The sequence below is a fragment of the Methylobacterium sp. J-077 genome, from assembly GCF_022829365.1.
Taxonomy (GTDB): Bacteria; Pseudomonadota; Alphaproteobacteria; order Rhizobiales; family Beijerinckiaceae; genus Methylobacterium.
This window is the reverse complement of the sequence record NZ_JAKSYJ010000078.1, coordinates 90,305-102,831: the sequence shown is the minus strand read 5'-3', so window position 1 is coordinate 102,831 and position 12,527 is coordinate 90,305. Positions and strand designations below refer to the sequence as shown.

Sequence of the window (12,527 nt, the reverse complement as noted above, 5' to 3'; positions counted from 1 at the left end):
TCCGTGGAAGGCTGGCGCCGGACGGATCGGCGAATCCGCTCAAGGTGGATCGCAGGGACACGCCGGCAAGGCCGAGCTCAGACTCAGGCGATCGGTTCGCCGAGCGCCCGAGCGGCTCCGGGCCGGGCGGCGATCCGCTCGTACCAGCGGCGCAGGGCCGGGCGCTCGACGCGCTCGGCCGGAAGATTCAGCCACCGATGCGCCGCGCAGCCGAGGGCGATGTCGGCGATGCCGAAGGTTTGACCGACCATGTAATCCCGGTCGGACAGATGCGCCTCAAGGATCGCCGCGAAGGCCTCCGTGCGCTTCAGCGAGGCGGCGATCACGGTCTGGTCCGGGTTGGCCGACCGGTAGAGTTGCCAGAAAGCCTCGCGCATGGCGGGGGTGAAGCTGGTGGACTGCCAATCGAGCCACTGCTCAATAAGGGCGCGCGCCCGCGGATCGGTCGGCAGCGCGAGGGCGGGCGCGGTGGCCGCGAGGTAGCGCAGGATGGCGTTCGACTCCCAAAGCACGAACCCATCTTCCTCCAAGGTCGGGACCAGCCCGTTCGGGTTCATGGCGCGGTAGGCGGGATCCGCGACGATGCCGTGCGCGCCGCCCGCATCGATCCGCTCGTAGGCGAGCCCGGCCTCGTCCAGCGCCCAGACCGCCTTCTGCACGTTCACCGAGGTCAGCCGGCCCCAGAGCTTGCGCATCGTCACCAGAAACTCTCCGTCATGCCTTCGGTGGATAGGCGTGCTCGCACCCGCCCGGATCGGTCACCCGCGTCTCGCCCTCTGCGTCGCTCAGGTAAGCGGGTCCGACCGGCACCTTGCCGTGGCCGCCGGGGATGTCGAGCACGTAGGTCGGCTGCGCCAGGCCGGAGAGGCGGCCGCGCAGGGCGCGCATCAGGTCCTGCCCCTGGGTCAGGCTGGTGCGCAGATGGCCGGTGCCGGGCGCGAGGTCGCCGTGATGCAGATAGTAAGGCTTGATCCGGTTCTCCACGAAGGCCCGCATCAATGCTTCCAGGGTCGTGGCGTCGTCGTTGACCCCGCGCAGCAGCACCGACTGGCTGACCATCGGGATCCCGGCATCGACCAGCCGGGCGCAGGCCGCCCTGGCGGCCGGGGTGAACTCGCGCGGGTGGTTGGCGTGCAGGGCCACGAACACCGCGCGCCCGAATGTCTTGAGCGCCAGCACCAGGTCGTCGCCGACGAGATCGGGCTTCACAACCGGCACGCGGGTGTGGAACCGCATCACCCGGACGTGCTCGATCTCAGCCAGACGCTTGGCGATGATTCCGAGCCGCCGGGCCGAGAGCGCGAACGGGTCGCCGCCTGTGACGACGACCTCCCAGATCCGCGGATCCCGGGCGATGTAGGCCAGGGCACCGTCGAGCTCGGCCTCGGTCAGCGAGCCGAGCCCGTCCGGCCCGACCATCTCCCGGCGGAAGCAGAAGCGGCAATAGACCGGGCAGATGTGCAGCGGCTTCAGCAGAACCCGGTCTGGGTAGCGGTGGACGATCCCCACCACCGGAGCGTGAGCCGCGTCGCCGATCGGGTCGGCCCGCTCCTCCGGCGCGACGACGCTTTCCGCGATCCGCGGGACGAACTGCCGGGCGATCGGGTCGGTCGGATCCTCCGGGTCGATCAACTCGGCCATGTCGGGGGTGACTGAGACGGCGTAGCGGGCCAGCACATCGTGCAGCGCGTCCGCCTCGGGGCCGGACAGCAACCCGGCCGCCGCGAGATCGGCGGCGCTGCGCAGGGTGCGGTTCACGGCAGGGTCTCCGCCACCGGCGTCCAGATGACGTCGTCGATCCGGTTCGCGCCGCAGGCCAGCATGGCCAGGCGATCGAATCCGAGGGCAATGCCCGAAGCGTCGGGCATCACCGCCAAGGCTTCGAAGAAATCCTCGTCGATCGGATACGCTTCGCGGTAAACGCGCAGCTTCACCGCCATCTCCACTTCGAAACGCGCGCGCAATGTGACCGGATCGGTCAATTCGCCGAAGGCATTGGCGAGTTCGACCCCGCAGGCATAGAGCTCGAACCGCTCGGCCACCCGCGGATCGCCCGGGGCCGGCCGCGCCAAAGCCGCTTCGCTGATCGGGTACTCGCACAGGATCGTCGGCCGCCCGATGCCGAGATGCGGCTCGATTCGCGCCACCAGCACCCGGGAGAACAGGTCGGCCCAGGTGTCGTCCGGCGCGACCCGCAGGCCAGCCTGCGCTACGGCGGCGGCAAGGCCGTCGCGGTCGGTCTCGCCGGGGGGCGATACAGTGGCGAGCAGGTCGATGCCGGCGAAGTGCGTGAACGCTTCGGCCAGCGTCAGCCGCTCGGGCTCGGCATACGGGTCGGCTTCCCGGCCCCGATAGGTGAAGCGCCGGGCGCCGGCGGTGTCGGCGGCGAGCGCCAGCAGGTCGGCGCAATCGGCCATCAGGTCCGTGTAGGGCACCCCGGCCCGGTACCATTCCAGCATGGTGAATTCCGGATGGTGCAGCGGCCCGCGCTCGCGGTTGCGGAACACCCGGGCGATGCTGAGCAACCGGGTCTCGCCGGCCGCCAGCAGCTTCTTGCACGCGAATTCCGGTGAGGTGTGCAGGTAGAGCGGCGTCCGCACACCGCTCGCGCCGATCGCCTCCGTGGCGAAGGCCGAGAGATGCGCCTCGTTGCCCGGCGATACCTGCAGGCAGGCGGTCTCGGCCTCCACGAAGTCGCGCGCGGCGAACCAGGCTCGGAACGCGGCCAGGATACGGTTGCGCAGGAGCAGGCGCGGGCGCCGGTCGGCGTGGCGATCGGGCGACCACCAGGGGGAGGCGGCTGCGGTCAAAGCTCGGCACCCGGGCGGCCGAGCAAGACTCGACGGGCGTGGCTTCGGGCGTGCAAGGCAATCCTGAGCGTCGTCATCGCGCGATCCTGACAGGCTCCCGGTCGGACTTGCCGAATTCCCGCGCCGCGTCATTCGCGAGCCGATGTGCAACTATCATAGCTTGGTCGAGCGTGCGCACCGCGCACACGCGTCCCGGTTGATGGCCGCCGGCTGGCAACGGCGCCGCAGATGCGATAGTGGCGGGGCCTGAGATCCCGTGCACGCGCTTGGCGCGTGCCGACCCGCCTTGTCAATGCAGGACGCAATTCCGTGAAGGTGATCGCCTCAACGCTCCGTAAGGGCAACGTCGTCGATAAGGACGGCAAGCTCTACGTGATCCTGTTCGCCGAGAATATCCATCCCGGCAAGGGCACCCCGGTGACCCAGCTCGACATGCGCCGGATCACGGACGGCGTGAAGGTGTCGGAGCGCTACCGCACCACCGAGCAGGTCGAGCGGGCCTTCGTGGAGGATCGCGAGCATACCTTCCTGTACAGCGACGGCGAAGGGTTCCACTTCATGAATCCCGAGAGCTACGAGCAGGTCGCAGTGCCGGCGGACGTGGTCGGCGATGCCGCCCCCTACCTCCAGGAAGGCATGGCCGTGATGCTGGCGAGCCATAACGGCGTGCCGCTGACCATCGAGCTGCCCCAGCGCGTGACGCTGGAAGTCGCCGAGACCGAGCCGGTGCTCAAGGGGCAAACCGCCTCCTCGTCCTACAAGCCGGCCACGCTGTCGAACGGCGTGCGCACCACCGTCCCCCCGCACATCGCCGCCGGTACCCGGGTGGTCGTGATGACGGCGGACGGCGCCTACGTCGAGCGCGCCAAGGATTAGTTTTTTGCGGTTTCTCGCCGTGGGACGGCAGTCGCGTGTGCGAGAAACCCCTTTCCATCCGTGCCCCTATCCTGAGGTGATTGGGTTGGAGGCCGCAGGGCTGTCGCCGCGTTTTCCGACCCAATGCCTCACCGCGGCATCCGTGCCGCCGCCTCGAGCGCCCCATAGCATCCCTGGGATAGGGCCTGCGCCCGCAGCCGCTCTTGCGGGCTGAACGGCCGACCATCCTCCCGGAACAGATCCTCCTTGAGCAGCGCCTCGGAGGTGCAGCGGGCCGCGATCCGGCAGAGCGGCGGCTCACCTCCGGTGCGGGTGCAGATCGTCACGTAATCGGCTCGGAACGCCCGCAGACCGGCAAGCGGGTTCGGGCCGGCCAAGGTGACGAGGCCGGTGAGCATCCCGAGCAGCACCGGCTGGTGGACGAGGTACACGACGAGGCTGTGCCGCCCGGCGAAGGTTGCCGCGCGTGAAAGCGCCGAACGCGGCGCCCAAGCGCCGAGGCAAGAGCCCGCCAGACGGGTCAGCCCGAGCCGCCCGAGGACGATCCCCGACAGGACGAACCCGAACCACGGGAATAGCGGCACGTAATCGTTGGTCCGTGGCGTCCCGGCGCCGAGGCCGAGGAAATACAGGATCGGGGCATCGAGCGAAGGCGCGTGCACCAGCAGGGGCGCTGCGAAAACGGCCGCGGCGGCGAGCGCCGTCACCGGCACCGGCGCGAACAGGAACGGCAGGCCGAGCACGCTCGCGACCGCGATGCAGTGCAGGATCCCAAAGAACACGTAAGCGTCGGGGAAGGCGAACCAAGTCCCGAGGGTGACCAGCAGCGCCGCACCGCCGATCCGGGCAAGCCGCAGCAGGGTCGGCTGCAGGCGGATGCCGCGCCCGTTCATCAGCGCCAGCCCGACGCCGACCAGCGTCAGGAACGTGCCGGCGATCGCCTCGGCCGCCCGATGCCCCGCCGCCGTCAGGGCGTAGTTCTCCGCGGTCAGCCGCAGATACCCGAGATCCCAAAGCGTGTGGTAGGCCGCCATCGCCAGGAGCGCGGCCGCCCGCACCGCATCGATGATCGGCAGGCGGCGATGCGTGGCAGCCGGGGCGGCGCGAGATGCATTGGTCGACATGCGACCGGCTCAAACCACGCCGACGCCCAGGGCGCCACCATCACGAGGGTCGGCGGCAGTGACGATATCCGCGGATCGGCGGCCCTCTCGAAAACGTGAAGCTCATCACGCACCGGTCGCGAAAACCTGATTGGACGCGGTCGCAGCGGCCATCCAAACGGCGCGATCGGCGTCAAAACGCCTTTACCCGGCCCGCCTGCGACCGATCGACTGTTGCGGGCCTGCCTCCCCCGGGGAAGATTGCAACTCGGCAAGGCTCCCATGCCGGTCATATGGGCTTTCCGGGAATCAGGACTTCGTTAATCTTGCTGTGAGAGCGCGCGGCGTGATTCGGTGTAGGTTGCTCGGCCATGTCTGACGAACGCGGATCCGGGCCGGAGAACCCCAATCGGATTGAGGATCCCCGGGGCACCGAGGCGGCGCAGGACGAGGCGCTCGATCTCGTCGAGGTCTCCGGCCGCATCAAGTGGTTCGACGTGTCCAAAGGATTCGGCTTCATCGTTCCCGATGACGGCGCCCCCGATATCCTGCTGCATGTCACCTGCCTGCGGCGCGATGGCTTCCAGGCCGCCAGCGAAGGCGCCCGCATCGTCGTGGAGGCGGTGGAGCGTCCGCGGGGCTGGCAGGCGTTCCGGGTGCTGTCGCTCGACCAGTCGGCGGCCGTGCACCCATCCGAGATGCCGATGCCGCGCACCCATGTCTCGGTCACGCCGACCAGCGGCCTGGAAACGGCGGTGGTGAAGTGGTTCAACCGGCTGCGCGGCTTCGGCTTCCTCACCCGCGGCGACGGCACACCCGACATCTTCGTGCACATGGAGACCCTGCGCCGCTACGGCATCGCCGAGCTGAAGCCCGGCGATGCGGTGCTGGTGCGTTACGGCGACGGCTCCAAGGGCGTCATGGCTGCCGAAATCCGGCTGATCGACGGGGCGCTTCCGACCTCGCACTGACGGCCCGGTCCGAACGCGCTATCTGCTTCCGCACCGGGCGCCCCGCCTGCACGCGTTTCCCCTGACGCGCTTCCCAAAGAGGCATGAGCCCGTGAGAGCCCTATCCCGCGTCGCGCAGGCGGCAGCCATTGCCTGCCTGATCCTGACCGTACCGGCCGCCGTTCCTTCCGTCTCCGCGCAAACGGCCGCGCGGGAGAGCGTGGCCGAGACCGAGCCGCTCAGCATCGTCACCAAGGCCGGCCCGAAGCGGTTCGAGGTCGAGGTCATGCGCGACGATGCCGGCCGCTCCCGGGGCTTGATGTTTCGCCGGCACATGGCCGCCGATCACGGCATGCTGTTCGATTTCGAGCGCACCGAACCGGTGACGATGTGGATGAAAAACACCTACCTGCCGCTCGACATGGTGTTCATCCGCCCGGACGGCGTCGTGAGCCGGATCGCGGCCGATACCGAGCCGCTTTCGACCGCGATCATCCCATCGGGGAGCCCGGTTTCGGCCGTGCTCGAACTCAATGCCGGCACGGCGGCCAAGCTCGGGATACAGGCCGGGGACCGGGTCGAGCACCCCTTGTTCAAGCCGCGCTGAGTCGGCCCGAATTTTTGCGAACGCAGCGGGAACAATCGCCTTGACCCCTGCCATCTTCCGCGCCAATGTTCCGGCATTGTTCCGGTGCTTCGGAATGCCGGCGCAGCGCGGAGGACCCGATGAGCGACGTGGCCGATGCCGAGCTGTTCGGCAATAACGACTGGTCGGTGAGCGCAGACGGGCTCGAGCACCGCGACACCGGCTATTTCATCAGCCGGGATGCCGTGGCGGCGCGGCGGGCCGAGGGCCTGTGGGACTGGCCGTTGCAGATGGCTGAGAAGAGCTGGTGCCGGCCGAGCCTGTTTCGCGAGGCGTTCCTGAGCGCCCTGGAGCAATTCGGGATCGCCCGGGATGCCGGCCTGACCCGCTCCTTCGCTTTAGGCTACGGCATCCGAGCGGTGGAAGCGCCAGTAGCGGACACCTTCGTCACCCTGGCCGATTTGATCAAGCCCCGCTCCGCCCCGGTGACGGCTCGCGTCATGGCCTCACGCCCGGCTCGTGCGCTCGCTGCGGCGGGCGCCTGAGGTGTCCGGTCATTTGACCGCGACTGTCTTCGCCGGATAGCCCTCTTCGCGCGATCGCGGGAGAGATGATCATGGCGAATGCTGATAATGCCGGGCTCGACGGGCTGATCACGTCACCGCTTTCGCGGCGCGGCTTCGTGATGACCAGCCTGATCAGCGGCTTGACGGCGGCGACAACCAGCGTCGAGGCCCAGGTGATCCACACCGAGGCGGCCGGCATCGAGGCCGGCGAGGTGAAGATCCCGGCTGCCGATGGCCCGATGCCGGCCTACCGGGCGGTGCCGGAGGGCGCGGGGCCGTTCCCGATCGTTCTGGTGATCGAGGAGATTTTCGGGGTCCACGAATACATCAAGGACATCTGCCGGCGGCTCGCCAAGGCCGGTTACTGCGCGGTCGCGCCCGAGCTCTATGCCCGGCAGGGCGATCTCTCGACCATGACCGATCCCAAAGTCATCATCCGCGACGTCATCTCCAAGACGCCGGACGCGCAGTGGATCGGCGATCTCGACGCCACCGCCGCCTGGGCGGCTTCGGCGGCGAAGGGCGATCCCGGGCGGCTCGGCGTGATGGGCTGGTGCCGGGGCGGGCGGGACGTATGGCTCTACGCGGCGCATCGTCGCGATCTGAAGGCGGCTGTCGCCTGGTACGGCCCGATCGGCGGCGAGCGGACCGACATCCAGTTGCGCACCGCGGGCGATGTGGCGGCCGAGATCAACGCGCCCCTGCTCGGCCTCTACGGCGGAGCCGATACGGGTATCCCGCCGGCTTCCGTCGAGGAGGCCCGGGACAAGGCGCAGCAGGCGGGCAGGAGCGTCGAACTGGTGATCTACCCGGATGCGCCGCATGGTTTCCACGCGGATTACCGCCCGAGCTACCGCAAGGACGCCGCCGAGGACGGTTGGAATCGGGCGCTCGCCTTCCTGAAAGCCCACGGCGTCGGCTGAACCAACGGGTCTCCGCCGTCTTGGCAGGATGTTCCTGAGTCGCTGTGCTTCCCAGGACACGGCCACAACTTACCGAATATGCAAGGGTTACGGGAGGATCTGTGCCTGCGCGGGTCCGGCCGGACGCTGCGATCGGGATATTGAACCGATCGACGCGACCGCCGTTCAGCCCCTGTAGAGTGTCCCGGCCCATGAGCGATTCGGTACAGCCCGGACGGAAGCCCGTGATTCTCGTCGTGGAAGACCAGCCCGACGAGCGCTTCCTCGCGGCTACGCTCCTGGAGGATACCGGCTTCACGGTGATCGAGGCCGAGACGGCCGACCGCGCGCTCGCCATCCTCAAGGACCGGGCCGACGAGGTCAGCGTCGTGTTCTCGGATGTCCGCACGCCCGGACCGATCGGGGGCTTCGAGCTGGCCCGGATTATCGGCGTGACCTGGCCGCGGGTGCGGGTGTTACTCACGTCGGGCGATGCGGGAGACCAGCCGAGCGACCTGCGCATGTCGGCGACCTTCATCCCGAAGCCCTGGCGCGCCGAGGATATCCTGGCCTGGGTCGAGCAGGCCGCGGGGCGTCCCTCGGGCACGACCGGTCCGGCGGTGATCGGGCCGGGAGGTAAATTAATGACTCCGGGCTTGGAAACCTGAGGCCAACTCCGGGTTGTACGCCACTCCCGGAGCGCACGGCGCCCGGTCCCGTGCAACGCCGTCGGCCCCGAAGAAACACCATGCGCATCGTCGCTGCCAATTACGCCGAGTCTCTCCGACGCCGTCCTTGGGACGATACGCCCGAGGTCCAAGTCGTCGACACCTTGAGCGACGAGTTGCGCGCCCATTACGGCGCAACGGGCGACGAGGTGCCGGACGAGATCCTGGCCCTGGCATTGCGCCTCGACCGGACGGAGGCCGAGCGAGCCTTCGCCGCCTGACCGATCGACACGAGTCGCCAAGGCGGGGGAATCTGCTATTCAGCGGGCCCTGACCTGCCGACGCATCGCGTCCCTCAGTCGAGCCCCCCATGCGTCTCAATGTACTTCGCGGATCGCTTGCCGCTGGCCTGATCCTGGCACTGGCCGGAACCCAGGTCGCGCAGGCCGCCGCCCCGCCGCCCCAGCCGGCCGAGGGCCCCGGCAGCGTCGGCGACCGCAAGGCAACGATCGTGAAGCGCCTGCTCGGGCGGGGGAGCGCGACCACCTTCGCGTTCCATGCAAGTGGTGCCGCACCCGAGGCGGGGCGACCCGTGGCGGTGTTTCTGCACGGCTGGGGCGTGGTCAATCCGCAGAGCTATGGCGGCTGGATCGACCACCTGACCCGCCAGGGCTGGCTCGTGCTCTATCCCCGCTTCCAGGATGTGAACCGGACCCGGCCGGCCGACGCGCCCGGGATCGCCGAGGGCCTAGTCAAGGCCGCGCTCGCCGACCTTGCGGCCGACATCGATGCCAAGCCCGATCTCGGCCGCGTCGCGGTGATCGGCCATCTCGCCGGCGCGCCCATCGCCTTCGACATGGCCGCCGACGCCAGGTCGCGGGGGCTGCCAGTCCCGAAGCTGATCTTCGCGGCGGCGCCGGGCGGCATCGCCAGCGGGCCGAAATCCCGCGGCATCGCGCTCACCGAACTGTCCGGCATCGACCCGTCCACGCTGATCATCACTATGGTCGGCGACAAGGATACGCGGGCAGCCGACCTCGCGGCGAAACGATTGCTGCGCGAGGCCAGTGCCGTCCCCATCGAGCGCAAGCTGTTCGTCCGCGCCCTCTCGGACGATCACGGCTTCCCGGCGCTCACGGCGACTCTGGCGGCGCCCGCCGGCACCGACACCGGCTATGATGGCGGCGCGATCAAGCCGGGTCCGGAACCGAAGGAGGCGGCCAAGGACGCTCCGAAGCCGCCGCCGTTCCGCTGGTCGGCCGACATGGCACTCACCGGCGAGCAGCAGACCCTGGTGTCCCAGATCAACGTCGCTCGCGTCGACGCGCTGGATTACCTTGGCTTCTGGAAGACCTTCGACATCGCAGCGGCGGCGGCCTTCGCCGGGTCCGACGCGAATGCGATGAAGAACAACCCGCGGCTCGCCGATATGGAGCGCTGGAGCGACGGCTGGCCGGTGAAGCGGCTCGCGGTCGAGACTCCCCGCCTCGCGCCGGCGGTCCAGGCCGGGACCCCGGCGGCGGCGGCGCGCAAGCGCTGACCCGACGCAGTACCGGCCTTTCCCTTGGCGTAGGGCTTGCTAGTCTCGCCGTGTTCGACACGGGGGATCAGCCCATGCCCGAGTTCGTCGCCAGCCTGCTCGCCGCAGCGGCCTTCTGCCTGACGTTGCTGGCGCTGAATGCACTGACGCGGCTTCTGATCCAGGCGCATGGTGCGCCGCCGGATCTCGGCGAATCCGGCTTCCTGCAAATCGGCGGCGCTCTCGTGGTCGCCAGGGCCGCCTATCGCCGAGCGCCCCACCGCCAGCTCGACTAGAGTATCGTCCCGAAAGGTGGTTTCCGGCTTTCGGGACGATCCAAAACCAACGACCTAGCGCAAGAAATCGCCGAAGGCGCGCGGTCCGTTCCCGGTCGGGATGGTCGCCAGCACCTTGAGCGTGCGCGCGTCGAGAACGCTCAGCGTGTTGTCGCCCCAGTTGGCGACGTAGAGCCGGCCTTCGCCATCCGCCGCGATGCCCTCGGGGTGATCGCCGACATCGATGTCGGCGATCGGCTTGAGGGTGGTGAGGTCGAAGGCCGTGACGCTGCCGGCATATTGGTCGGTGACGAAGCCGCGGCCTTGAGCCAGCGCGATCACATAAGGCCGCCGTCCAGTGGGGATCCGGGTGATCTCGCGGCCGCCCGCGAGGTCGATCACCGAGACGTCGTCGCTGGTGACGTTCGCCGTGTAGGCGCGACCGCCGGCGGCATCCAGGGTAATGCCGAACGGGTGCTGCCCGACCGGAATGACTGTCGTCTCCGTGCGGGCCTTGGCGTCGACCACCGAGACCGTATCGGCCTCCCGGTTGGCGACGTACAGCGTCGCGCCGTCGAGGGAGACGGCGATGCCGGAGGGCGAGGCGCCGACCGCGATCTCGCCGTCAGGGACGAGCGTGCCGGCGCGCTCGGTCAGCACGAACAGCCGGTGGCCGTACCAATCCGCCACGTAGACCGTGCCGCCCTTCGGATCGGCGGCGACGCCGAGCGGTCCGCCCGGCAGCGGCACCTCCGCGACGATGCGTCCGGCATCGAGGTCGAGCACGGCGAGGCCGTGGCCCTCGGGCCGCGTGACGTAAGCCCGTTTGCGATCCGGCGACAGGGCGATTCCGGCTGGCGCGCCGTCCACCGGAATGCTGCGCACCACCTTGCCGGCGGCGAGATCGACGATCTCGACCGCGCCACCGAGCTGGGCCGTCACGATCGCCTCCCGCGCCGGGTCGGCGCGGGCCAGCGTTGCAAACAGGGCGAGGGCGGCGGCGAGGGCCGCGCCGCGCCTGTCGAGGCTCACGAGCCCTTCTCGACCTTGGCCTTCAGGTTGGCGAGGCTCGCCTTGATCCAGTCGCCGACGCCCTTCTCGGAGGCCTCGTCGTTCAGCTCGGGCGGCGGATCGTTGTTCATGTAGCCGCGGTAGAACGCCGCCTTCCACTCGACTTTGGACTTCGCGTCGCCCGCAGGCTCGACCGTGATCGAAGCGGAATAGTCGTTGGCCGGCAGATCCTTCACGTCGACCTTATCGATGTAGTATGAGAACAGCTTGTCGTCGGGCTTGTACTTGTTGCTGGTCTCCTGGATCTGATCGCCGTTCTTCAGCGTCAGCGTGCGCTTGAACTTGTTCGGCACGTCGCCGGTCACTTCGGTCTTGGTGACGTTCTGGACCCAGTCGGCATTCTTCACGTCGCCGACGACGGCCCAGACCTTGTCGGCCGGCGCGTTGATCTCGATCGACTCGGAAATCTTGCGCCGGGTCGGGCCGTGGGCCTGCGCGGTCGCCGCCACCAGGGCGGCCGTGGCCGCCAGGGCCAGGGTCATTTTCTTCATCGTGTCCTGCTCCTCCCGCCTCCAGGGCGCATTCCGGTGATGGGAATACCGGTTCCGCGCCGCAGAGCGTGTCACAAGTAAGTGTCAGATCCGCATTCGATCCATCGGATACGGATCTAGCGTTCGTCTCGATCGAGGATGCGCGCCTCGGGGCCGAGGGCCGCCGCGACCTTGTCCTCGATCCAGCCCCAGGCCTCGCGCTCGCGCGGGCCCGCGGTCTTGGCGATGGCGATGGCGAGGTAGGCCATCTCCGTCAACACCTTGTCCGGCTCAAGCATGTGGAGCCGGGTCGAGAGGATCGCCGCTTCCAGCACCGCGGCCTGGGCGCGGTTGTAGCCGATGAACGGCGCGTGCGCGGCGGAATGGACCAGACGGCCGTGAAAGCGCGGCCGGGTCGCGTGGTCCTCGACCGAGGCGACCTCGAACTCCGCGTGTCCGAAACTGTCGGCGAGCCGCTGGCCGGGAATGGCCGCGCACGCCACGGTCGGCCATTCGCGCCGTCCCGTCACCGCGCCCGCAATGACTCGGATGTCCCGCGGGCTCGACGCTGCGAAACACGGATTGGCCTCGAGATTGGCGATCGTCGGCGACGGCCGGAACGGCGCCAAAACGTAGCCGTCCTCCTCGCCGATCAGCCCGAAGGGCACGAGGTGCAGCTCGCCGGAGGGCGCGAGCGTGGTGACGATGGTCTCCAGGATCAGCGGCATGGC

At 69.0% G+C, this 12,527-nt stretch carries 16 protein-coding genes; 9 read left to right on the top strand and 7 right to left on the bottom strand.

Annotated features, from left to right (window positions below; translation table 11 throughout):
- Positions 1–83: 83 nt before the first annotated feature.
- Genes MKL11_RS05490 through epmA form a run of 3 tightly spaced genes read right to left on the bottom strand, consistent with a single transcriptional unit; the run spans position 84 to position 2,810 of the window.
- Entirely contained in the window at positions 84–695 is a 612-nt protein-coding gene (locus tag MKL11_RS05490) for a glutathione S-transferase family protein (RefSeq protein ID WP_243941138.1), read from the bottom strand.
- Between the two features lie 19 nt (positions 696–714).
- Entirely contained in the window at positions 715–1,758 is a 1,044-nt protein-coding gene (locus MKL11_RS05485) for a lysine-2,3-aminomutase-like protein (RefSeq protein WP_243941018.1), read from the bottom strand.
- Positions 1,755–2,810 (bottom strand): EF-P lysine aminoacylase EpmA, encoded by a 1,056-nt coding sequence (gene epmA / locus MKL11_RS05480; protein ID WP_243941016.1) that lies wholly within the window; start codon positions 2,808–2,810, stop codon positions 1,755–1,757. Before epmA ends, MKL11_RS05485 begins: the two co-directional genes overlap by 4 nt.
- 309 nt (positions 2,811–3,119) lie before the next feature.
- Here epmA and efp point away from each other — a divergent pair, with 309 nt between their 5' ends.
- Positions 3,120–3,686: an elongation factor P gene (gene efp, locus MKL11_RS05475; RefSeq protein ID WP_243941014.1), complete on the top strand. Its 567-nt coding sequence runs from the start codon at positions 3,120–3,122 to the stop codon at positions 3,684–3,686.
- A 128-nt stretch (positions 3,687–3,814) separates the two neighbouring features.
- Here the strand turns inward: efp and MKL11_RS05470 are convergent, their stop codons facing one another.
- Entirely contained in the window at positions 3,815–4,810 is a 996-nt protein-coding gene (locus tag MKL11_RS05470) for a heparan-alpha-glucosaminide N-acetyltransferase (RefSeq protein WP_243941012.1), read from the bottom strand.
- 350 nt (positions 4,811–5,160) lie between these two features.
- Here MKL11_RS05470 and MKL11_RS05465 point away from each other — a divergent pair, with 350 nt between their 5' ends.
- From MKL11_RS05465 to MKL11_RS05430, 8 genes are all read left to right on the top strand, one after another.
- Positions 5,161–5,760 carry a cold-shock protein gene (locus MKL11_RS05465; protein ID WP_243941010.1) on the top strand — a complete coding sequence of 200 codons (600 nt, stop codon included), beginning with the start codon at positions 5,161–5,163 and terminating at the stop codon, positions 5,758–5,760.
- 91 nt (positions 5,761–5,851) lie between these two features.
- On the top strand, positions 5,852–6,346 hold the full coding sequence (locus tag MKL11_RS05460; protein WP_243941008.1) for a DUF192 domain-containing protein: 495 nt from the start codon (positions 5,852–5,854) through the stop codon (positions 6,344–6,346).
- Positions 6,347–6,465: 119 nt separating this feature from the next.
- A complete protein-coding gene (locus tag MKL11_RS05455) occupies positions 6,466–6,870 on the top strand; it encodes a hypothetical protein (RefSeq protein ID WP_243941006.1) in 405 nt (134 codons plus the stop codon).
- Between the two features lie 71 nt (positions 6,871–6,941).
- The gene (locus MKL11_RS05450) at positions 6,942–7,814 is read left to right on the top strand and encodes a dienelactone hydrolase family protein (RefSeq protein WP_243941004.1); all 873 of its coding nucleotides are present in this window, start codon (positions 6,942–6,944) and stop codon (positions 7,812–7,814) included.
- Positions 7,815–8,005: 191 nt separating this feature from the next.
- A complete protein-coding gene (locus MKL11_RS05445) occupies positions 8,006–8,461 on the top strand; it encodes a response regulator (protein WP_243941002.1) in 456 nt (151 codons plus the stop codon).
- 80 nt (positions 8,462–8,541) lie between these two features.
- Entirely contained in the window at positions 8,542–8,742 is a 201-nt protein-coding gene (locus MKL11_RS05440; RefSeq protein WP_243941001.1) for a hypothetical protein, read from the top strand.
- Between the two features lie 89 nt (positions 8,743–8,831).
- Positions 8,832–10,001: a chlorophyllase/cutinase-like alpha/beta fold protein gene (locus tag MKL11_RS05435; protein WP_243940999.1), complete on the top strand. Its 1,170-nt coding sequence runs from the start codon at positions 8,832–8,834 to the stop codon at positions 9,999–10,001.
- 74 nt (positions 10,002–10,075) lie between these two features.
- Positions 10,076–10,276, top strand: a complete 201-nt coding sequence (locus tag MKL11_RS05430) for a hypothetical protein (protein WP_243940997.1) — start codon at positions 10,076–10,078, stop codon at positions 10,274–10,276.
- A gap of 54 nt (positions 10,277–10,330) precedes the next feature.
- Here the strand turns inward: MKL11_RS05430 and MKL11_RS05425 are convergent, their stop codons facing one another.
- The 3 genes from MKL11_RS05425 to MKL11_RS05415 all read right to left on the bottom strand — a co-directional run bounded on the left by MKL11_RS05425 (position 10,331) and on the right by MKL11_RS05415 (position 12,524).
- Entirely contained in the window at positions 10,331–11,287 is a 957-nt protein-coding gene (locus tag MKL11_RS05425) for a YncE family protein (protein ID WP_409565815.1), read from the bottom strand.
- Positions 11,284–11,817, bottom strand: coding sequence for an SRPBCC family protein (locus MKL11_RS05420; RefSeq protein WP_243940995.1), 534 nt, complete (start codon positions 11,815–11,817; stop codon positions 11,284–11,286). Before MKL11_RS05420 ends, MKL11_RS05425 begins: the two co-directional genes overlap by 4 nt.
- A 116-nt stretch (positions 11,818–11,933) precedes the next feature.
- Positions 11,934–12,524 carry a DUF447 domain-containing protein gene (locus MKL11_RS05415; protein WP_243940992.1) on the bottom strand — a complete coding sequence of 197 codons (591 nt, stop codon included), beginning with the start codon at positions 12,522–12,524 and terminating at the stop codon, positions 11,934–11,936.
- Positions 12,525–12,527 lie beyond the last annotated feature (3 nt).

Bases quoted from the DNA above. Each gene is read 5' to 3' on its own strand.
- MKL11_RS05490 (WP_243941138.1), bottom strand. From the start codon at position 695: ATGCGCAAGCTCTGGGGCCGGCTGACCTCGGTGAACGTGCAGAAGGCG.
- MKL11_RS05470 (WP_243941012.1), bottom strand. From the start codon at position 4,810: ATGTCGACCAATGCATCTCGCGCCGCCCCGGCTGCCACGCATCGCCGC.
- MKL11_RS05465 (WP_243941010.1), top strand. From the start codon at position 5,161: ATGTCTGACGAACGCGGATCCGGGCCGGAGAACCCCAATCGGATTGAG.
- MKL11_RS05455 (WP_243941006.1), top strand. From the start codon at position 6,466: ATGAGCGACGTGGCCGATGCCGAGCTGTTCGGCAATAACGACTGGTCG.
- MKL11_RS05450 (WP_243941004.1), top strand. From the start codon at position 6,942: ATGGCGAATGCTGATAATGCCGGGCTCGACGGGCTGATCACGTCACCG.
- MKL11_RS05445 (WP_243941002.1), top strand. From the start codon at position 8,006: ATGAGCGATTCGGTACAGCCCGGACGGAAGCCCGTGATTCTCGTCGTG.
- MKL11_RS05440 (WP_243941001.1), top strand. From the start codon at position 8,542: ATGCGCATCGTCGCTGCCAATTACGCCGAGTCTCTCCGACGCCGTCCT.
- MKL11_RS05435 (WP_243940999.1), top strand. From the start codon at position 8,832: ATGCGTCTCAATGTACTTCGCGGATCGCTTGCCGCTGGCCTGATCCTG.
- MKL11_RS05430 (WP_243940997.1), top strand. From the start codon at position 10,076: ATGCCCGAGTTCGTCGCCAGCCTGCTCGCCGCAGCGGCCTTCTGCCTG.
- MKL11_RS05420 (WP_243940995.1), bottom strand. From the start codon at position 11,817: ATGAAGAAAATGACCCTGGCCCTGGCGGCCACGGCCGCCCTGGTGGCG.
- MKL11_RS05415 (WP_243940992.1), bottom strand. From the start codon at position 12,524: ATGCCGCTGATCCTGGAGACCATCGTCACCACGCTCGCGCCCTCCGGC.